At 69.8% G+C, this 18849-nt stretch carries 16 protein-coding genes and 3 tRNA genes; 10 read left to right on the plus strand and 9 right to left on the minus strand.

Annotated elements, in window-relative coordinates; all coding sequences use genetic code 11:
• Positions 1-32 precede the first annotated feature (32 nt).
• The gene (locus tag RA210_RS20560; RefSeq protein WP_201487845.1) at positions 33-1667 is read left to right on the plus strand and encodes an NAD+ synthase; all 1635 of its coding nucleotides are present in this window, start codon (positions 33-35) and stop codon (positions 1665-1667) included.
• Positions 1668-1733: 66 nt separating this feature from the next.
• Here the strand turns inward: RA210_RS20560 and RA210_RS20565 are convergent, their stop codons facing one another.
• Positions 1734-2741 (minus strand): outer membrane protein assembly factor BamD, encoded by a 1008-nt coding sequence (locus tag RA210_RS20565; RefSeq protein ID WP_201487846.1) that lies wholly within the window; start codon positions 2739-2741, stop codon positions 1734-1736.
• A gap of 143 nt (positions 2742-2884) precedes the next feature.
• On the opposite strand from RA210_RS20565, the gene rluD reads away from it, so the two are divergent.
• The 3 genes from rluD (at position 2885) to clpB (ending at position 7317) form a co-directional block, all read left to right on the plus strand.
• The gene (gene rluD / locus RA210_RS20570) at positions 2885-3847 is read left to right on the plus strand and encodes a 23S rRNA pseudouridine(1911/1915/1917) synthase RluD (RefSeq protein WP_201487847.1); all 963 of its coding nucleotides are present in this window, start codon (positions 2885-2887) and stop codon (positions 3845-3847) included.
• Positions 3844-4587 (plus strand): peptidoglycan editing factor PgeF, encoded by a 744-nt coding sequence (gene pgeF / locus RA210_RS20575; protein ID WP_201487848.1) that lies wholly within the window; start codon positions 3844-3846, stop codon positions 4585-4587. Before rluD ends, pgeF begins: the two co-directional genes overlap by 4 nt.
• 165 nt (positions 4588-4752) lie before the next feature.
• Entirely contained in the window at positions 4753-7317 is a 2565-nt protein-coding gene (gene clpB, locus RA210_RS20580; RefSeq protein WP_201487849.1) for an ATP-dependent chaperone ClpB, read from the plus strand.
• Between the two features lie 90 nt (positions 7318-7407).
• Here clpB and RA210_RS20585 read toward each other — a convergent pair whose 3' ends face one another.
• The gene (locus RA210_RS20585) at positions 7408-9684 is read right to left on the minus strand and encodes a DUF1631 domain-containing protein (RefSeq protein WP_201487850.1); all 2277 of its coding nucleotides are present in this window, start codon (positions 9682-9684) and stop codon (positions 7408-7410) included.
• Positions 9685-9876: 192 nt separating this feature from the next.
• On the opposite strand from RA210_RS20585, the gene RA210_RS20590 reads away from it, so the two are divergent.
• The 3 genes from RA210_RS20590 to RA210_RS20600 all read left to right on the plus strand — a co-directional run bounded on the left by RA210_RS20590 (position 9877) and on the right by RA210_RS20600 (position 10118).
• A tRNA-Asn gene (locus RA210_RS20590) sits at positions 9877-9952 on the plus strand.
• 9 nt (positions 9953-9961) lie between these two features.
• Positions 9962-10038 (plus strand) — tRNA-Pro (locus RA210_RS20595).
• Positions 10039-10043: 5 nt separating this feature from the next.
• Positions 10044-10118: transfer RNA gene (locus RA210_RS20600), tRNA-Lys, on the plus strand.
• Between the two features lie 127 nt (positions 10119-10245).
• On the opposite strand, the gene RA210_RS20605 is transcribed toward RA210_RS20600, so the two are convergent.
• The 3 genes from RA210_RS20605 to RA210_RS20615 all read right to left on the minus strand — a co-directional run bounded on the left by RA210_RS20605 (position 10246) and on the right by RA210_RS20615 (position 12501).
• Positions 10246-11544, minus strand: a complete 1299-nt coding sequence (locus tag RA210_RS20605; protein WP_201487851.1) for an NAD(P)/FAD-dependent oxidoreductase — start codon at positions 11542-11544, stop codon at positions 10246-10248.
• A gap of 59 nt (positions 11545-11603) precedes the next feature.
• A complete protein-coding gene (locus RA210_RS20610; RefSeq protein ID WP_136491394.1) occupies positions 11604-11777 on the minus strand; it encodes a DUF3094 family protein in 174 nt (57 codons plus the stop codon).
• Positions 11778-11871: 94 nt separating this feature from the next.
• Positions 11872-12501 (minus strand): DUF1780 domain-containing protein, encoded by a 630-nt coding sequence (locus RA210_RS20615; protein WP_136491395.1) that lies wholly within the window; start codon positions 12499-12501, stop codon positions 11872-11874.
• A 99-nt stretch (positions 12502-12600) separates the two neighbouring features.
• Here RA210_RS20615 and RA210_RS20620 point away from each other — a divergent pair, with 99 nt between their 5' ends.
• Genes RA210_RS20620 through RA210_RS20630 form a run of 3 tightly spaced genes read left to right on the plus strand, consistent with a single transcriptional unit; the run spans position 12601 to position 14197 of the window.
• A complete protein-coding gene (locus RA210_RS20620; protein ID WP_201487852.1) occupies positions 12601-13026 on the plus strand; it encodes a GNAT family N-acetyltransferase in 426 nt (141 codons plus the stop codon).
• Positions 13023-13490 carry an FAD/FMN-containing dehydrogenase gene (locus RA210_RS20625; protein WP_201487853.1) on the plus strand — a complete coding sequence of 156 codons (468 nt, stop codon included), beginning with the start codon at positions 13023-13025 and terminating at the stop codon, positions 13488-13490. Before RA210_RS20620 ends, RA210_RS20625 begins: the two co-directional genes overlap by 4 nt.
• Positions 13487-14197: an energy-coupling factor ABC transporter permease gene (locus RA210_RS20630; protein ID WP_201487854.1), complete on the plus strand. Its 711-nt coding sequence runs from the start codon at positions 13487-13489 to the stop codon at positions 14195-14197. The genes RA210_RS20625 and RA210_RS20630 overlap by 4 nt, the downstream gene beginning before the upstream one ends.
• Positions 14198-14200: 3 nt before the next feature.
• Here RA210_RS20630 and arfA read toward each other — a convergent pair whose 3' ends face one another.
• The 4 genes from arfA to leuS all read right to left on the minus strand — a co-directional run bounded on the left by arfA (position 14201) and on the right by leuS (position 18818).
• Positions 14201-14377, minus strand: a complete 177-nt coding sequence (gene arfA, locus RA210_RS20635) for an alternative ribosome rescue factor ArfA (protein ID WP_136491399.1) — start codon at positions 14375-14377, stop codon at positions 14201-14203.
• 98 nt (positions 14378-14475) lie between these two features.
• Positions 14476-15513, minus strand: coding sequence for a DNA polymerase III subunit delta (gene holA, locus RA210_RS20640; RefSeq protein WP_136491400.1), 1038 nt, complete (start codon positions 15511-15513; stop codon positions 14476-14478).
• Positions 15514-15550: 37 nt separating this feature from the next.
• A complete protein-coding gene (locus RA210_RS20645) occupies positions 15551-16138 on the minus strand; it encodes an LPS-assembly lipoprotein LptE (protein ID WP_136491401.1) in 588 nt (195 codons plus the stop codon).
• A gap of 61 nt (positions 16139-16199) precedes the next feature.
• Positions 16200-18818 (minus strand): leucine--tRNA ligase, encoded by a 2619-nt coding sequence (gene leuS / locus RA210_RS20650; protein ID WP_201487855.1) that lies wholly within the window; start codon positions 18816-18818, stop codon positions 16200-16202.
• Positions 18819-18849: the final 31 nt, after the last annotated feature.

The raw sequence follows: 18849 nt of genomic DNA on the forward strand, positions 1-18849 counted from the left end.
ACCCCGGCGCGCGCCATCAACTGGAGAGCAGCATGAGTCAAGTCCTGCGGGTCGCCATGGCCCAGCTCAACCTGCGCGTCGGCGATGTCCACGGCAACGTCGAGCGCATCATCGAGGCGGCCGGGCGCGCCCGGGCGCAGTGGCAGGCCGACGTGATCGTGTTCCCCGAGCTGTCGCTGTGCGGCTATCCGCCGGAGGACCTGCTGCTGCGCGCCAGCATGCAGCTGCGCATCGAGGCGGCGCTGGAGCGCCTGTGCCGCGAAGTGCGCGGCATCCGCCTGCTGGTCGGCTTCCCGTGGGTCGACGGCGAGCGGCGCTACAACGCCTGTGCCCTGCTCGACGACGGCACCGTGGTGGCGCGCTACCACAAGCAGAAACTGCCCAACTACCAGGTGTTCGACGAGAAGCGCTACTTCGACGCCGGCGAGGCGCCCTGCGTGGTGGACATCGCCGGCGTGCCGGTGGCGCTGAGCATCTGCGAGGACATCTGGCACCCCGAGCCGATGGCCGCGGCGCGCGATGCCGGTGCGCGGCTGATGCTGAACATGAATGCCTCGCCGTTCCACCGCGGCAAGCAGGCCGAGCGCGAGGCGACCCTGGCGGCACGCGCTGCCGAAGGCGGCATGCCGGTGGTCTACGTCAATCAGGTCGGTGGCCAGGACGAGCTGGTGTTCGACGGCGGCTCCTGCGTGGTGGCCCCCGGCGGCCACGTGCTGCAGCGTGCGCCGGCCTGCGAGGAGGGGCTGTTCCTCGCCGAGCTGCGGGTCGACGACGAGCTGGTGCAGCCGCAGCCCGGCGCCTGCGCGGCGCTGGCCGGCGAGGAGGCCAGCGTGTACGGCGCGCTGGTGCTCGGCGTGCGCGACTACGTGCACAAGAACGGCTTCAAGGGCGTGGTGCTCGGCCTGTCCGGCGGCGTCGACTCGGCGCTGACCCTGGCCATCGCCGTGGATGCCCTCGGCGCCGACAAGGTGGAGGCGGTGATGATGCCCTACCGCTACACCGCGCAGATGAGCCTCGAGGACGCCGAGGCCGAGGCGCGCACCTTGGGCGTGAGCTACCAGGTGCTGCCGATCGCGCCGATGGTCGAGGCGTTCATGGACACCCTGGCGCCGGTGTTCGCCGGTCTCGGCCGCGACACCACCGAGGAGAACCTGCAGGCGCGCTGCCGCGGCACCCTGCTGATGGCGATCTCCAACAAGAAGGGCTACCTGGTGCTGACCACCGGCAACAAGAGCGAGGTGGCGGTGGGCTACTGCACCCTGTACGGCGACATGGCCGGCGGCTTCGACGTGCTCAAGGACGTGCCCAAGACCCTGGTGTTCCGCCTCTGCCAGTACCGCAACAGCCTGGCCGGCGAGGTGATCCCGCAGCGGGTGATCGACCGTCCGCCATCGGCCGAGCTGGCGCCGGACCAGAAGGACGAGGATTCGCTGGCGCCCTATCCGGTGCTCGACGAGATCCTGCGTCTGTACGTCGAGGAGGACCTGTCGGCCGACGCCATCATCGCCCGCGGCTTCGCCGCCGACACCGTGCGCAAGATCCTGCGCCTGGTCGATCTCAACGAGTACAAGCGCCGCCAGGCCGCGGTCGGCCCGCGCATCACCCAGCGCGGCTTCGGTCGCGACCGCCGCTACCCGATCACCTCGGGCTGGCACCTCGGCGAGTGACAGGCAGCCGCCAATGAAAAAGGGAGACTCGAACGAGTCTCCCTTTTTTGTGGTCGCGCTTCGGGTTCAGTCGAACAGGCCGAAGGTCAGGCGGCTGCGCCAGGAACGCCTGGGTGCTTCGGCTTCCTCGGCGGCGGGGGCCTCGGCGGCGTCTTCCGGCTCCAGTTCCGCGGGCAGGGCGTCCAGCGCTTCCTGGTACTGGCGCTCCATGTCCTGGCTGGCGCGGGTCTGGCCGGGCGGCAGCGGCGCCTCGCTCTCGATCAGGCCGAGGGTCGCCTTGCTCAGCCAGGAGCGGGTGTCGGCTTCCTGCTCGGTCGGCACGAACTCGCCGCTTTCCAGGGTCGGGTGCTCCGGATAGTTGAGCTTGAGGGTGGCCAGGCTGGTGGCCGCCAGGTCGTCGAGGCCGAGGCGCTGGTAGGACTCGGTCATCACCGCCAGGCCGTCGCCGACCGCCGGGGTTTCCTGGAAGTTCTCCACCACGTAGCGGCCGCGGTTGGCCGCGGCGACGTAGGCCTGGCGCTTGAGGTAGTAGTGCGCCACGTGCATCTCGTAGGCGGCCAGCAGGTTGCGCAGGTAGATCATGCGCGCCTTGGCGTCCGGGGCGTAGCGGCTGTTCGGGTAGCGGGCGACCAGTTGGGCGAACTCGTTGAACGAGTCGCGCGCCGCGCCCGGGTCGCGCTTGGTCATGTCCAGCGGCAGGAAGCGGGCCAGCAGGCCGCGGTCCTTGTCGAACGACGACAGGCCCTTGAGGTACCAGGCGTAGTCGGCGTCCGGGTGCTGCGGATGCAGGCGGATGAAGCGCTCGGCGGCGGCCTTGGCGGCTTCCGGCTCCTGGTTCTGGTAGTAGGCGTAGATCAGTTCGAGCTGGGCCTGTTCGGCGTAGCGGCCGAACGGGTAGCGCGATTCCAGGGCCTTGAGGGTGTCGACGGCGCTGGTGTAGCTATCGTTGCTCAGGTGTTCCTGCGCCTGCTGGTACAGCTCGGTCTCGCTGAGGTTCTCGTCGATCACCTGCTTGGAGGAGCAGGCCGCGGTGAGGGCGAGGGTGGCGATCAGCAGCAGGTGTTTCACTTGCATGGCGCTTGGGTTCCCTGGGGCCGGGTGCGTGACGGGGACCGGCCTGATATGATTGGCAGCCCAGAATCCTCTGGGCAAAAGACGCCGTATTTAACCACAAGCCTGTGGCCAACCAAAGCCGCACGGCCCTCCCGATGTCCGCCATGTCCGAACTCATCCAATTGCGTGCCGAGGTGCCGTCCGAGCTGGGCGGGCAACGCCTCGACCAGATCGCCGCCCAGCTCTTCCCCGAACATTCGCGCTCGCGCCTGGCCGGGTGGATCAAGGACGGCCGCCTCACCGTCGACGGCGCCGTGCTGCGCCCGCGCGACATCGTCCACGGCGGTGCCGTGCTGCAGCTCGAGGCCGAGCGCGAGGCCCAGGTCGAGCATCTGGCCCAGGACATCGCCCTCAACATCGTCTACGAGGACGAGCAGTTGCTGGTGATCGACAAGCCGGCCGGCCTGGTGGTGCATCCGGCCGCCGGGCATGCCGACGGCACCCTGCTCAACGCCCTGCTGCACCATGTGCCGGGCCTGGCCAGCGTGCCGCGCGCCGGTATCGTCCACCGCCTGGACAAGGACACCACCGGCCTGATGGTGGTGGCCAAGACCCTCGAGGCGCACACCCAGCTGGTCGCCCAGCTGCAGGAGCGCAGCGTCAGCCGCATCTACGAGGCCATCGTGGTCGGCGTGGTCACCTCCGGCGGCAAGGTCGATGCCCCCATCGGCCGCCATCCGCAGCAGCGCCAGAAGATGGCGGTGACCAGCACCGGCAAGCCGGCGGTCAGCCACTACCGGGTGCTCGAGCGCTTCCGCGCGCACACCCACGTGCGGGTCAAGCTGGAGACCGGGCGTACCCACCAGATCCGCGTGCACATGGCCTACGTGCATTTCCCGCTGGTCGGCGATCCGGTCTACGGCGGGCGCTTCCGCATTCCGCCGGCGGCCAACCCGCTGCTGGTGCAGTCGCTGCGCGACTACCCGCGCCAGGCCCTGCATGCGCGCTTCCTCGAACTGGATCACCCGGTCACCGGCGAGCGCATGGGCTGGGAGTCGGAGCTTCCGGACGACTTCGTCGAGCTGCTCAACCTGCTGCGCGGCGACCGCGAGGCCTTCATCGGATGAGCCTGAGCCTCGGTGATCTGCTGATCCCCGACTGGCCGGCACCGGCCAGAGTGCGCGCCTGCGTGACCACGCGGGCCGGCGGCGTCAGCGCCGTACCCTTCGATGCGCTCAATCTCGGCGACCATGTCGGCGACGAGCCGGCCGCGGTGGCCGAGAACCGTCGCCGCCTGCAGGCGCTGCTCGGCTGCCGCACCGCCTGGCTCAGCCAGGTGCATGGCGTGAGCGTGGTCGAGGCCGACCCGGCGCAGGTGGCCGAGGCCGACGCCTGCTGGAGCGCCACCCCCGGGGTGGCCTGCACCAGCATGACCGCCGACTGCCTGCCGGTGCTGTTCTGCGACCGTGACGGCACGCGGGTCGCCGCGGCCCATGCCGGCTGGCGCGGGCTGGCCGCCGGGGTGCTGGAGGCCACCGTCACCGCGCTGGGCTGCCCGGCCGATCAGGTGCTGGCCTGGCTGGGCCCGGCCATCGGCCCGCAGGCCTTCGAGGTCGGCGCCGAGGTGCGCGAGGCCTTCGTCGCGCAGCATGCCGAGGCCGCCGCGGCCTTCGTGCCCAGCGCCAGCGCCGGGCGCTACATGGCCGACCTCTACCGGCTGGCGCGCATCCGCCTGGCCGCCGTCGGCGTCACCATGGTGTACGGCGGCGGGCTGTGCACCTTCACCGACGCCGAACGCTTCTACTCCTACCGCCGCGCGCCGCGCACCGGGCGCCAGGCCAGCCTGATCTGGCTGGAGCCGGTCTGATGCGCCGCCGGGACGCGTTGCGCCCCGCTTGATCCCGGTCAAATGCCCGCCCCTTGAATCGCCTGTAATCGGCCTCATCTATCCTGCAACCCAATTCCCCTGGCGGATCGGGTTGTAGCCGGGTGCCGGCCGCTCGCTCCGCCGCTGCTTGCGAAGGACGACCCCATGCGTATCGACCGTTTGACCAGCAAACTGCAACTGGCCCTGTCCGATGCCCAGTCGCTGGCCGTGGGCCGCGACCACAGCGCCATCGAGCCGCTGCACCTGATGTCCGCCCTGCTCGAGCAGCAGGGCGGCTCGATCCGCCCGCTGCTGATGCAGGTCGGCTTCGACATCGCCGCCCTGCGCCAGGCGCTGGCCAAGGCGCTCGACGACCTGCCGAAGATCCAGAACCCCACCGGCGACGTGAACATGTCGCAGGACCTCGCCCGCCTGCTCAACCTGGCCGACAAGCTGGCCCAGCAGAAAGGCGACCAGTACATCTCCAGCGAGCTGGTGCTGCTCGCCGCGCTGGACAACGCCACCCGCCTCGGCAAGCTGCTGCTGGCCCAGGGGGTGAGCAAGCAGGCGCTGGAGAACGCCATCGCCAACCTGCGAGGTGGCGAGGCGGTCAACGACCCCAACGCCGAGGAGTCGCGCCAGGCGCTGGACAAGTACACCATCGACATGACCAAGCGCGCCGAGGACGGCAAGCTCGATCCGGTGATCGGCCGCGACGACGAGATCCGTCGCACCATCCAGGTCCTGCAGCGCCGGACCAAGAACAACCCGGTGCTGATCGGCGAGCCGGGCGTCGGCAAGACCGCCATCGTCGAGGGGCTGGCCCAGCGCATCGTCAACGGCGAGGTGCCCGACGGCCTCAAGGACAAGCGCCTGCTGTCGCTGGACATGGGCGCGCTGATCGCCGGCGCCAAGTTCCGCGGCGAGTTCGAGGAGCGCCTCAAGGCGGTGCTCAACGAACTGGGCAAGCAGGAAGGCCGGGTCATCCTGTTCATCGACGAGCTGCACACCATGGTGGGGGCCGGCAAGGCCGAGGGCTCGATGGACGCCGGCAACATGCTCAAGCCGGCGCTGGCGCGCGGCGAGCTGCACTGCGTGGGCGCCACCACCCTCGACGAGTACCGCCAGTACGTGGAGAAGGACGCCGCGCTGGAGCGCCGCTTCCAGAAGGTGCTGGTCGACGAGCCGAGCGAGGAGGACACCATCGCCATCCTGCGTGGCCTCAAGGAGCGCTACGAGGTGCACCACGGGGTGACCATCACCGACGGCGCGATCATCGCCGCCGCGAAACTGAGCCACCGCTACATCACCGACCGCCAGCTGCCGGACAAGGCCATCGACCTGATCGACGAGGCGGCCAGCCGCATCCGCATGGAGATCGACTCCAAGCCCGAGGAGCTGGACCGCCTGGATCGCCGGCTGATCCAGCTGAAGATCGAGCGCGAGGCGCTGAAGAAGGAAACCGACGAGGCCACCAAGAAGCGCCTGGCCAAGCTGGAGGAGGACATCGCCAAGCTGGAGCGCGAGTACGCCGACCTCGAGGAGATCTGGAAGTCGGAGAAGGCCGAGGTGCAGGGCTCGGCGCAGATCCAGCAGCAGCTCGAGCAGGCCCGCGCCGACATGGAGACCGCCCGCCGCCAGGGCAACCTGCAGCGCATGGCCGAACTGCAGTACGGGGTGATCCCGGAGCTGGAGCGCAAGCTGGCCAGCGTCGACAGCGGCGAGCAGAGGGAGAAGCAGCTGCTGCGCAACCGCGTGACCGACGAGGAGATCGCCGAGGTGGTGTCCAAGTGGACCGGCATCCCGGTGGCCAAGATGATGGAGGGCGAGCGCGACAAGCTGCTGCGCATGGAGGCCGAGCTGCACAGGCGGGTGATCGGCCAGCACGAGGCGGTGGTGGCGGTGTCCAACGCGGTGCGCCGCTCGCGCGCCGGCCTGGCCGACCCGAATCGGCCGAGCGGCTCGTTCCTGTTCCTCGGCCCGACCGGGGTGGGCAAGACCGAGCTGTGCAAGGCGCTGGCCGAGTTCCTCTTCGACACCGAGGAGGCGATGGTGCGCATCGACATGTCCGAGTTCATGGAGAAGCACTCGGTGGCCCGCCTGATCGGCGCGCCGCCCGGCTACGTCGGCTACGAGGAGGGCGGCTATCTGACCGAGGCGGTGCGCCGCAAGCCGTACTCGGTGATCCTCATGGACGAGGTGGAGAAGGCCCACCCGGACGTGTTCAACGTGCTGCTGCAGGTGCTCGAAGACGGCCGGCTGACCGACAGCCAGGGCCGCACCGTGGACTTCAAGAACACCGTGGTGGTGATGACCTCCAACCTCGGCTCGGCGCAGATCCAGGAGCTGGTCGGCGATCCGGAGGCGCAGCGCGCCGCGGTGATGGATGCGGTCAGCCACCACTTCCGCCCGGAGTTCATCAACCGCATCGACGAGGTGGTGGTGTTCGATCCGCTGGGCAAGGAGCAGATCGGCGGCATCGCCGAGATCCAGCTGTCGCGCCTGCGTAGCCGGCTGGCCGAGCGCGAGCTGAGCCTGGAGCTGACCCCGGAGGCGCTGGAGAAGCTGATCGCCGTCGGCTACGACCCGGTGTATGGCGCGCGTCCGCTCAAGCGTGCGATCCAGCGCTGGATCGAGAACCCGCTGGCGCAGCAGATCCTCGCCGGCGAGTTCGCCCCCGGGGCGACCATCCACGCGCGGGTCGAGGGCGAGCAGATCGTCTTCGCCTGAGAATGCGCCGCGTCGCGGGGCGCCCCGCCCCGCGGCGGGTTCATGGAAAACGACGACGGCGCCGCAGGGCGCCGTCGTCGTCTGCAGGGCTCAGTCGCCGGCCGGCCGGGGCTCTTCCAGGCGCTGCAGCACCCGGTAGATCGCCTGCAGGGCGCGCTCCATCAGCGGGGTGTCGCTCGGTTCGCCGAGCAGGCGCACGCTGCCGTCCTGCAGGGCGCGGGCCAGGCGCGCCGCCGGCCAGGTGCGGCTGTGCTCGCCGCAGGGGTCGATGAACAGATAGTGGCGGGTCGCCGGGCTGACCCAGGACAGGCGCAGGCGGTGTACCTGACCGTCCTCGTGGAAGGCGAACAGGCTGCCGAACGGCAGGGCCCGCAGCTGCTCCAGCTGGGCTTCCAGCTCCGCCGACAGTTGTCCCTCGCCGGCCGCGGCCTCGGCGTTCTCGCCCTGCTCGTGCAGCAGCGCGCCGAGCGGGCTGTCGGGCAGCCGGGCCAGCAGGCGGGCGGCCAGTTCGGGCTGGCGGGCCTGCACGGCGTGCTGGCAGGTGACCACGTCCTGCAGCAGGCGGCGGATCTCCTCGTCGCTCAGGCAGCCCAGCTGCATCAGGCCGCCGCGCAGCGCTTCCAGCAGTTCCAGGCGCTCGCGCTGCAGACGCTCGCGACCGCTGCGGTCGAGCGGCGTGACGCTCCAGGCCAGCTGTTCGCCGGTCAGGCAGGCGCGCCGCCATTCCTCGCTCTGCTCGCCCTGACGCAGGTGGATCAGCGCCAGCAGGTCGTGCCAGCTGTTCTCCAGCAGTGCCTGGATCAGCGGTGGCAGCGAGCGACCGATCAGGGTCTGGCGGATCTGCTCGCCGGCCCGGCGGCGGGCGGCGTACAGGCGATCGCGGCCGCGGGCGGCGCTCAGGGTGCGGTGCTCGCGCAGCTCGACGCGCTGCTGCAGACGGCGCAGGTGCGTCTCGAACTCCTCGAGCAGGCGCTCGAAGCCGGCGCGCTCGCCGCCGAGGTCCTGGATGATGTGCTCGACGATGTCCTGCATCTTCGCCAGCAGCCCGGAGGCGTCGCTGTCCTCGACGAAGCGGGCGCCGGCCCGGGCCATGCTGTCGAGCAGGCGCCGCGCCGGATGGTCGTCGCGGGTGAACAGCTCGCGGTCGCGCAGCGCCAGCTTCAGATAGGGCGTGTGCAGGTGCGACAGCACCGTCTTGCAGCGGTCCGGCAGGCCGGGGTCGTCGAGGATGAAGGCGAACAGCATGCCGACCAGGTCGATGATGTCGGCATCGTCGGCGCGCAGCTGCTGGCCGGGCAGGGTGCAGGCCGCCTCCAGCTCGGCCTGCAGGCGTGCCCGCAGTTGCGTCACGTCCTGAGGCTGCTGCAGCTGGCTATCGATGTCGCGCGCGCTGATCTGCTGCAGGCGGTTGAGTGCCGCCAGCAGTTCGGACTCGCTGTAGGTGCCGGCCCGGGGCAGCTCGGGGAGCGGCAGCGCGGCGCGGGGCGGCGCCTCCGCTGTGGCGGCCGGCGGTCCCTGGTGGCGCCGGCCGAGCAGGCGGGTGACGCCCTGGAACAGCTGGGCGCTCTCGCTGGCGGGCTGCGCCGTCGTCGCGGTGGCGACCGGCGCCAGCTGGGCGGCCGGGCGCTCGCTGCGCTGCACGGGCGGCGCCGGGTGGCGAGGCCGGGTCGGCCGCTCTTCCTGGCGGGGCAGGATGCCGGCCTCGCGCAGGCGCCGGTCGAGGGCCGTGTACAGCTCGTCCAGCGAGGCCATGACCTGCTGCTCGAACAGCGCATAGAGGACGCGGCGGATCGCCAGCGGCAGGCCTTCGCCAGGCAGGGCCAGGCGGAAGGCCCCGGCGACGGCCTCGGGAGAGAAGGGGCTGTCCTCGTGCAGGGCGGCCTGCGGGTCCGGGCACAGCTGGGCCAGGCGCTCCTCCAGCGCGGGCAGCAGCGCCTGGCAGTGGTGTCGGCAGCGCTTGACCATGTTGGTCAGCAGCACGTTCTCCTCGAGCTCCTCGTGGGCCAGCAGCGACAGCGGCTGGCGCTCCTCGGGAGGCGGGGTGGCGCTGTTGGGATTGAGGCCCTCGAGGTAGGCGGCGAAGCCGCCGGCGAGCTGCTGGTGGAAGCGGCGCACGATCTGCGTGCGCTGCTGGCGCACCGCGCGCATGCCGTCGAAGTACAGCGCCTGCTCGAGGTTGTTGGCGGCCTTTTCGGCCTGGGCGAACAGGGCGTCGTCGACCTGTTCGAAGGCGCATGCCAGCTGCTGGTCGAGGTGGTTCATCACCAGTTGGCGGCAGCCCTGCTCCAGCTGGCCGAAGCGTGGGCGGATGCTGCGCCCGGCAAGGGCGAGGGGAACGGGAGAATCTGGCGGTGGCGTGTGGCTCATGGAGGATCTGGCGGGCCCGCGCCCTGTACTCTCGAAAGGAGTGCACATATAACAAGTGCCGGGGGCTCTGCCAAGCATGGAAAAAAAATGCCGCAGGGGGTTGACGGAGAAATATAAATCCGTAGAATGCCGCGCCACTGACACGGGAAATCGGCAACACCGATCACCGTAGAGGGTTGGAAGTCTCGACGTTCCGCGATAGCTCAGTCGGTAGAGCAAGTGACTGTTAATCACTGGGTCCCTGGTTCGAGTCCAGGTCGCGGAGCCAACTTCCAGGCGGGGTATAGCGCAGTCCGGTAGCGCGCCTGCTTTGGGAGCAGGATGTCGGGAGTTCGAATCTCTCTACCCCGACCAGTTTTGGGTCGTTAGCTCAGTGGTAGAGCAGTTGGCTTTTAACCAATTGGTCGTAGGTTCGACCCCTACACGACCCACCACATTCCCTTCCTCGGAAGGACAAGAAGCTGGAAGTGCCGCGAGGCCTTCCGGCTTTTTTGTTTGCGCGCGTTTTTTGCCCGTCTGAGTGGGTCGACCGGCGGTTGTGCCGCCGGTCGGGTGCTGCCGTCAGTGCAGCTTGAGACGCGGCTCGGTGCTGCGGCCGAGGCGGTCGCTGAGCATCAGCAGCAGGGTGCGGAACGGGCCGTACAGCGCCATCTGGTGCAGGCGATACAGCGAGATGTAGAACCAGCGGGCCAGACGCCCCTCCAGCATCACGTCGCCGGTCAGGTTGCCCATCAGGTTGCCCACCGCGCTGAAGCTCGACAGCGAGATCAGCGAGCCGTAGTCGCGGTAGCGGTACTCCAGCAGCGGTTCGCCCTGCAGGCGGCGCGCCAGCGACTTGGCCAGCAGCGAGGCCTGCTGGTGCGCCGCCTGGGCGCGCGGCGGCACGTTCTTGCCGTCCGCCATCGGACAGGCAGCGCAGTCGCCGAGGGCGAAGATGTTCTCGTCGCGGCTGGTCTGCAGGGTCGGGAGCACCACCAGCTGGTCGATGCGGTTGCTTTCCAGGCCGTCCAGCTCGCGCAGGAAGCCCGGAGCGCGGATGCCGGCGGCCCAGACCTTGAGGCTGGCCGGCACGAACTGGCCGTCGGCGGTATGCAGGCCCTCGGCGGTGACTTCCCGGACCGGCGAGTTGACCAGCACCTTGATGCCGAGCTTCTCCAGGGTGCCGTGGACGATGCCGCTGAGCCGCTCGGGCAGCGCCGGCACCACCCGCGGGCCGGCCTCGATCAGGGTCAGGTTGAGGTTTTCCGGGCGGATGCCATCCAGGCCGTAGTCGGCCAGCAGCAGGGCGGCATGGTGCAGTTCGGCGGCCAGCTCGACGCCGGTGGCGCCGGCGCCGACGATCGCCAGGTTGATCTGCGCGCTGCCGTGCTGGCGGGCCTGGGCGTGGGCGCACAGGTACTGGTCGAGCAGCAGGTCGTGGAAGCGTTCGGCCTGGTCGCGCGAGTCGAGGAACAGGCAGTGTTCCGCGGCGCCTTGGGTGCCGAAGTCGTTGGTCTTGCTGCCGACCGCCAGCACCAGGGTGTCGTAGGCGATCTCGCGCGCAGGCACCTGCTCGACGCCGTTCTGGTCATGCTTGGCGGCCAGCAGGATGGTCTTGCGCGCGCGGTCGAGGCCGCACATGCGCCCGGGCTGGAACTTGAAGTGGTTCCACTTGGCCTGGGCCACGTAGTTCAGCTCGTCCTCCGATGAGTTCAGCGAGCCGGCGGCCACCTCATGGAGCAGCGGCTTCCAGATGTGGGTGAGGTTGGCGTCAACCAGGGTGATGCGCGCCTGGCCGCGCTTGCCCAGGCTGCGGCCCAGGCGGGTGGCGAGTTCGATCCCGCCGGCGCCGCCGCCGACGATCACGATGTGATGGGTCATGGGGATGTCTCACAAGGCTTGGAAAAACCGGGAGCGACTAGCGGCGGCCTGCAGGGCGATCATGTGACCAGCGAGCTCAGCAGGCGGCTCAGCAGGCCCAGGCCGACGACCACGGCCAGCAGGGCGAGCATCAGGCGCCAGGGCCGGAACGGCTGGCGCTTGACCTGATGCTGCGGGGAGCTGAGATAGTGCTCGACCCGGCGCTGGTCCTCGGGGTTCAGACGGCTGGACATGGCAGTCTCGAAAAAAGGCAATGCGACCATTCTAGGCGTTGCGTCATGTGCGACTCAATGCCGCATTGGGAGGAGAGACTCCGGGAGGAGAGGCTCACAGCCCCATCTCCACGTCGAACAGCAGGGTGCGCGCCTGGTTGTCGCGCAGGAAGGCCGGGGCGTCGGCGTGGGCGAACAGCACGCGGGCGTAGTTGGGACCGACGATCGACAGCGAGCGCCAGCCCTGGCGCAGGTACTCGCTGGGGGGCGGGAAGGCGCTGTTGAAGTCGGGGATCTCGCGCTTGAAGCTGATGTAGGCGAGGAGGTCCAGCTCGCCGAGGTCGATGCCGCGCTCGTCGTAGTTGTGCGCCTTCTTGCGCAGGGTCGGGCCGAGACGCTGCTGCACCTCGCTCAGCGGGATGCGCCGCGGCCGGGGTTCGTGGCGTTGCAGCTGGGCCAGGGTGCGGGCGGCGCGGCGGCGCTCCAGCTCCTCGCGCCATTCGTCGTTGAGGCGCCGGCCCTCGTCGATGACGAAGAACACCTCGAAGCAGGCGTCGCGGTACAGCACGTCCGGCGGCTGCTGGGCCGGTGCGGCGAAGTCCTCGGTGCGGTGGGCGATGTTCAGCGCCTGCAGCAGGCGCTGGCAGACCCAGCGTTCGCGCTCCCACTTGCGGCCGTTGGAGAGAAAGTCGGTGGCCGCCTCGGCCTGGCGCACCAGATGGTGCAGGTAGTCGCGTTCGTCCATGCCGCAAGTGTAGTCGCCGGCGGCCCCGCCAGGTTGTCGCAGCCGCTCTGGCCGCTGCGGCTGCGGTGTAAACTCGGCATAGCGACCCCCGGAGTAGCCATGCAGCTGCGCGAAGCCACCCCCGCCGATCACGCCGTCCTCCACGCCCTGTGGGTGCGCACGCCGGGCATCCAGCTGCGCGCCGAGGACGCCCTGGAGCCCTACTGCGCCTACCTGGCGCGCAATCCCGGCCTCAGCCTGGTGGCCGAGGTGGATGGCGCCATCGTCGGCAGCCTGCTGGCCGGCCACGACGGCCGGCGCGGCTACCTGCAGCATCTGGCGGTCGATCCGTACTACCGGCGCCGCGGCATCGCCTCGGCACTGATCGCCGCGGTGCTGGCGCGCCTGGCGGCGCAGGGCATCGCCAAGAGCCACGTGTTCGTCCTCGATGGCGTGCCCGCGGCGCTGGCCTTCTGGCGCGCCCGCCGCGGCTGGGGCGAGCGCCACGACATCCGCGTCTTTTCCACCCTGGAGCAACCACGATGAAACCCTGGATATGGCTGGGCCTGGCCCTGCTGGCCGGCAGCGCGCAGGCGCTGGAGAGCGGCGAGCGCCTGGCGCCCTGGACCCTGAGCGATCAGTTCGATGCGCCCTACACCCTGAACGACGACCTGCGCATCCTGCTGGTGGCGCGCAGCATGGATGGCGCCAAGCTGCTCGACGCCGCACTGGAGGGGCGGCCCAAGGGCTACCTGGAGGCACGCCGGGCGCTGTTCGTCGCCGACATCAGCCGCATGCCCGGGCTGATCGGCAAGCTGTTCGCCATTCCGGCCATGCGCGACTACAGCTATCGCGTGCTGCTCGACCGCGAGGCGCAGGTGGTGCCGCAGTACGCCGCCCCCGAGGAGGGCGTGCTCTGGCTGCAGCTGGAGCAGGGCGTGCTGCGCGAGCGGCGCACCTTCAGCGACGCGCTCGCGCTGCGCGCGGCGCTGGAGCAGGTCGCGCCGTGATCGCCGCCGCGTTGCTCAGCGAATCCAGCCTGTGGCTGGGCGCCCTGCTGTTCCTGCCGCTGCTGCTGGCGGCGCTGTGGCATGCGCCCTGGGTCGAGCTGTTCAGCGACTTCCGCCGCCAGCACCTGCTGTTCGGCACCGTGCTGGCGCTGTTCCTGCTGTGGCTGGTGCGCCGCGACTTCGCCTCCGGGCTGTCCTTCCACTTCATCGGCATGACCGCGGTGACCCTGCTGCTCGACTGGCCGCTGGCGGTGCTGTCGGCCTTCGTCGCGCAGCTGGCGCTGGTCGGCCTCGGCCGCCAGGATGCCGCGGCGCTGGGGGTCAACGCGGTGCTGCTGATCCTCATCCCGGTGCTGGTCACCGAGGCTTGCGCGCGCGGCGTCGAGCGCCTGCAGCCGCGCAACCTGTTCGTCTACATCTTCTTCAGCGGCTTCTTCCCGGCGGCGCTGGTGGCCGTGCTGGTGCTGCTGGCCGGCCTCGGCGTGCTGCTGGTGGACGGCATCTACCAGATGCCGCCCTGGCTGGACGACTTCGCCGGCTACCTGTGGCTGATCATGTTCCCCGAGGCGTTCATCAACGGCACGGTGGTCACCGCGCTGGTGGTGTACTACCCGGAGTGGCTGGAGACCTTCAACCGCACCCGCTACCTGCAGGCGCCGTGGAAGGAGGAGGACAAGGACAGGAAGGAGGAGGACGGTGGGAGCTGAGGCTCAGGCTGCGCGCTTTTCCGGGCCCGCATAGCAAGAAGCCTCCCGGTCGGTGAACCGGAAGGCTTCGCGGCGGTAGCTGCCCTTGCCCTTGGCGGGTCGTTCCTGGCGGCAGCGGAACAGGGGCTGGGCGACCAGGGATTTGGCCTTGTTCGGGCCGGCTTTGCGTGGCTTGGCCATGACCTTTCCTCGTGCGGAGCCGGCGAGCGTGCCGGCGCGCGCATCATCGGCCGCTGTACGAAAAATGTCCAGTGATGTCGTGCGCAAATCGAGCGGAACTATTCGCTGGGCAGGTTGAGGCGCACGCCGGCGATCGCCAGGGTCAGTTGCGCCAGGCCGTTCCAGGCGTTGCCGGGCGCCTGGCCCTTGATCTGCTCGTCGATGCGCTGGGCGTCGCGCAGCAGCTGGTTCCAGCGGCTGGCCGGATGGCGCTGCACGGCACGGCCGACCAGGCCCTGGCGCTTGCCGAAGATCGGCGGCCTGGCCTGGGCGATCAGCCGCTCCAGCGGCAGACCCTGGCCATGCTGCTGGGCCAGGCCGGCGAGCAGGCGCAGCTCGCGCGCCAGGCCCCAGAGGATCACCGGCGCCTCCACGCCTTCGCCGCGCAGGCCCTCGAGCATGCGCAGGGCGTGCGCCGCCTCGCCGGCCAGCGCCGCGTCGAGCAGGCCGAACAGGTCGAAGCGCGCGCTGTCGGCGACGCTGGCCTGCACGGTGGCGGCATCCAGCTGGTTGCCCTCGACCAGCAGCTTGAGCTTCTCGATCTCCTGCACCGCGGCCAGCAGGTTGCCTTCGATGCGCGCCACCAGCAGGTCGATGGCCTCGGCACTCGCCGACAGGCCGGCCTGGGCCAGGCGCTGGCGGATCCACTGCGGCAGCTGCGCGGCATCCACCGGCCAGACCTGCACGAACTGGCAGTGCTCGCCGTCGATCAGCGCCTTGGCCCACTTGCTCTTCTGCGCCTTGCCGTCGAGCCTGGGCAGGCTGAGCAGCAGCACGGTGTCCTCGGCCGGGCGGGCGAGGTAGTCGAGCAGCACGGCGACGCCGTCGTCGCCCGGCTTGCCGGAAGGCAGGCGCAGCTCGAGCAGGCGTTTCTCGGCGAACAGCGACAGGCTGGCGCCGGCCTCGCGCAGCAGGTTCCAGTCGAAGCCGGCGTCGGCGTGGAACACCTGGCGTTCGCTGAAGTCGCGGGCGCGGCAGGCGGCGCGGATGGCGTCGCAGGCCTCCTGGCACAGCAGCGGGTCGTCGCCGCTGACCGCGTAGACCGGGGCGAGCGGACCCTGCAGGTGCTTGGCCAGTTGGGCGGGGTTGAGTTTCATCGGCAGGAAAAACGGGGCCCGCAGGCCCCGTGTCCGATCAGTGGGCCGGAGCCGTCGGCGCGCTCTGCCGCTCGGCTTCCGCGGCGGCGCGGGCCTCGGCTTCGGCCTTGGCGCGGGCGGTTTCCTCCAGCCTGGCGAGGCGCGCCGGGTTCAGCTGCTGCAGGCGCATGGCCAGTTGCTGGACCAGCTCGCGGCGCATCTCGACGCGCAGTTGCTGGGCCTCCTGGTCGGAGCCGATCAGGTTGTTGGCGTCGTGCACGTAGACCTTCTGCACCTCGAGGCGGTCGGCGAGCAGCAGCAGGTTGCCGCTGCGCACCTCGTAGTCGAGGCTGGCGCTCAGCTCGTTCTCGGCGCTGCGCGCCGCACTGGTGTAGCTGGCGGCGCGCTGGCGCTGGTCCTCGCGCACCAGCACCAGCTGGTAGGGCGCGCCGCCGTGCACGCGCACGCCGCTGCTTTCCAGCATGCGGCGCACGTCCTTGACCGTCTCGCCGTAGGCGTCGCGGGCGCTCAGGCCGAGCTCCTGCAGGGCGAAGTCGTCGCTGCCGGTGCCGCGCAGCTGGAAGCCGCAGGCCGTGAGCAGGGTGGTCAGCATCACCAGCAGCAGGCCGGACAGGCTACGTTTCATCAGGCATCCCTCGTGTGAAACGCCGCCCGCGCGGGGCGGGCGGCAGGTTGGACGGTGTCGGTCAGTTGGCGACGATGTTGACCAGCTTGCCGGGGACCACGATCACCTTGCGGATGGTCGCGCCTTCGGTGAAGCGCAGCACGTTCTCGTTGGCGCGCGCGGCGGCCTCGACCTCCTCGCGGCTGGCCCCGGCGGCGACCTGGATCTCGCCGCGCAGCTTGCCGTTGACCTGCACCACCAGGGTCAGGGTGTCCTGCACCAGGGCGGACTCGTCGACCGCCGGCCAGGCGGCGTCGATCACCGCGTCGCCGTGGCCGAGCGCCTGCCACAGGGCATGGCTGATGTGCGGGGTGATCGGCGCCAGCAGCAGGGTCACGGCCTCCAGGCCTTCCTGCAGCAGGGCGCGGTCCTGCGCGCTCGAGGTCGGTGCCTTCTCCAGCACGTTCATCAGGGTCATCACCTGGGCGATGGCGGTGTTGAACTTGCGGAACTGGCCGATATCGGTACTTGCCTGTTTGATGGCCTGGTGGATGGCGCGGCGGACGTCCTTCTGAGCATCGTTCAGGCTGGCGCTGTCCAGCGCGCCCGGCAGGCCGGCGGCGACGTGGGCCTGGGCCAGGCGCCAGACGCGGCGCAGGAAGCGCGAGGCGCCCTCGACGCCGGAGTCGGACCACTCCAGGCTCATTTCCGGCGGAGCGGCGAACATCATGAACAGGCGGCAGGTGTCGGCGCCGTACTGTTCGATCATGGTCTGCGGGTCGACGCCGTTGTTCTTCGACTTCGACATCTTCTCGGTGCCGCCGATTTCCACCGGCAGGCCGTCGCTCTTCAGGCGCGCGGCGATGGCCTTGCCTTTGGCGTCGGTGTCGACCTCGACGTCGGCCGGGTTGAACCACAGCTTGCTGCCGTTCTCCTGCAGGCGGTAGTAGGTCTCGGCGATCACCATGCCCTGGGTCAGCAGGTTGGTGAACGGCTCGTCGCTGTCGACCAGGCCCTCGTCGCGCATCAGCTTGTGGAAGAAGCGCGCGTAGAGCAGGTGCAGGATGGCGTGCTCGATGCCGCCGATGTACTGGTCGACCGGCAGCCAGTGGTTGGCCGCGGCCTTGTCGACCATGCCGCCTGCGAACTGCGGCGAGGCGTAGCGGGCGTAGTACCAGGACGACTCGACGAAGGTGTCCATGGTGTCGGTTTCGCGCTTGGCCGGCGCGCCGCATTTCGGGCAGCTGCAGCTGTAGAACTCGGGCATCCGTGCCAGCGGGCTGCCGGCGCCGTCCGGCACCACGTTCTCGGGCAGCACCACCGGCAGCTGGTCTTCCGGCACCGGCACGTCGCCGCAGGCGTCGCAGTGGATGATCGGGATCGGGCAGCCCCAGTAGCGCTGGCGGCTGATGCCCCAGTCGCGCAGGCGGAAGCGGGTCTGCTTCTCGCCGTGGTTGGCGGCTTCCAGGTCGGCGACGATGGCGTCGAAGGCGGCCTGGAACTCCAGGTTGTCGTACTTGCCGCTGTTGACGGTGACCAGGTTCGCCTTGTCGGTGTACCAGTCCTGCCACTGGGCAGCGTCGAAGGTGGCGTCGCCCTCGGCCTGGCGGTAGACCTGCACGATCGGCAGACCGTACTTGTTGGCGAACTCGAAGTCGCGCTCGTCGTGGGCCGGCACCGCCATCACCGCGCCTTCGCCGTAGCCGGCCAGCACGTAGTTGGCGACGAACACCGGCAGCTTGTCGCCGGTCAGCGGATGGACGACGAACTGGCCGGTGGCCATGCCCTTCTTCTCCATGGTCGCCACGTCGGCCTCGGCCACCGAGCCGGACTTGCATTCGGCGATGAAGGCGGCCAGCTCGGCGTTGCCCTCGGCGGCGCGCTGGGCCAGCGCGTGCTCGGCGGCGACGGCCACGTAGGTGGCGCCCATCAGGGTGTCCGGGCGGGTCGAGTAGACCTTCAGGCGGCCCTCGCCACCGCAGGTCGCGGCGTCGTAGTCGAACTCGATGTCGGCGCCGAAGCTCTTGCCGATCCAGTTGCGCTGCATGGTCTTGACCTGCTCGGGCCAGCCGTCGAGCTTGTCGAGGTCGGCGAGCAGCTCCTCCGCATAGGCGGTGATGCGGAAGTAGTACATGGGGATCTCGCGCTTCTCGATCAGCGCGCCCGAGCGCCAGCCGCGGCCGTCGATCACCTGCTCGTTGGCCAGCACGGTCTGGTCCACCGGGTCCCAGTTGACGGTGCCGTTCTTGCGGTAGATCACGCCCTTCTCGAACAGGCGGGTGAACAGCCACTGCTCCCAGCGGTAGTAGTCCGGCTTGCAGGTGGTGACCTCGCGCGACCAGTCGACGGCCAGGCCCAGGCTCTTCAGCTGGGTCTTCATGTAGTCGATGTTGGCGTAGGTCCAGGCCGCCGGCGCCACCTGGTTCTGCATCGCGGCGTTCTCCGCCGGCATGCCGAAGGCGTCCCAGCCCATCGGCTGCAGCACGTTCTTGCCCAGCATGCGCTGGTAGCGCGCGATCACGTCGCCGATGGTGTAGTTGCGCACGTGGCCCATGTGCAGCTTGCCGCTCGGGTAGGGGAACATCGACAGGCAGTAGTAGGTGTCCTTGCCGGGCTGCTCACTCACCTCAAAGGACTGGTGCGCGTCCCAGTGGGACTGCGCGGCGGCTTCGATCTCGCGGGGCTGATACTGTTCGTGCATGGCTCTGCCGGACTGGAAAAGAGGGGGGTAA

Source organism: Pseudomonas sp. OF001, from assembly GCF_904426495.1.
Classification (GTDB): domain Bacteria; phylum Pseudomonadota; class Gammaproteobacteria; order Pseudomonadales; family Pseudomonadaceae; genus Geopseudomonas.

Bases quoted from the DNA above. Each gene is read 5' to 3' on its own strand.
- RA210_RS20560 (WP_201487845.1), top strand. From the start codon at position 33: ATGAGTCAAGTCCTGCGGGTCGCCATGGCCCAGCTCAACCTGCGCGTC.
- RA210_RS20565 (WP_201487846.1), bottom strand. From the start codon at position 2,741: ATGCAAGTGAAACACCTGCTGCTGATCGCCACCCTCGCCCTCACCGCG.
- rluD (WP_201487847.1), top strand. From the start codon at position 2,885: ATGTCCGAACTCATCCAATTGCGTGCCGAGGTGCCGTCCGAGCTGGGC.
- pgeF (WP_201487848.1), top strand. From the start codon at position 3,844: ATGAGCCTGAGCCTCGGTGATCTGCTGATCCCCGACTGGCCGGCACCG.
- clpB (WP_201487849.1), top strand. From the start codon at position 4,753: ATGCGTATCGACCGTTTGACCAGCAAACTGCAACTGGCCCTGTCCGAT.
- RA210_RS20585 (WP_201487850.1), bottom strand. From the start codon at position 9,684: ATGAGCCACACGCCACCGCCAGATTCTCCCGTTCCCCTCGCCCTTGCC.
- RA210_RS20605 (WP_201487851.1), bottom strand. From the start codon at position 11,544: ATGACCCATCACATCGTGATCGTCGGCGGCGGCGCCGGCGGGATCGAA.
- RA210_RS20610 (WP_136491394.1), bottom strand. From the start codon at position 11,777: ATGTCCAGCCGTCTGAACCCCGAGGACCAGCGCCGGGTCGAGCACTAT.
- RA210_RS20615 (WP_136491395.1), bottom strand. From the start codon at position 12,501: ATGGACGAACGCGACTACCTGCACCATCTGGTGCGCCAGGCCGAGGCG.
- RA210_RS20620 (WP_201487852.1), top strand. From the start codon at position 12,601: ATGCAGCTGCGCGAAGCCACCCCCGCCGATCACGCCGTCCTCCACGCC.
- RA210_RS20625 (WP_201487853.1), top strand. From the start codon at position 13,023: ATGAAACCCTGGATATGGCTGGGCCTGGCCCTGCTGGCCGGCAGCGCG.
- arfA (WP_136491399.1), bottom strand. From the start codon at position 14,377: ATGGCCAAGCCACGCAAAGCCGGCCCGAACAAGGCCAAATCCCTGGTC.
- holA (WP_136491400.1), bottom strand. From the start codon at position 15,513: ATGAAACTCAACCCCGCCCAACTGGCCAAGCACCTGCAGGGTCCGCTC.
- RA210_RS20645 (WP_136491401.1), bottom strand. From the start codon at position 16,138: ATGAAACGTAGCCTGTCCGGCCTGCTGCTGGTGATGCTGACCACCCTG.
- leuS (WP_201487855.1), bottom strand. From the start codon at position 18,818: ATGCACGAACAGTATCAGCCCCGCGAGATCGAAGCCGCCGCGCAGTCC.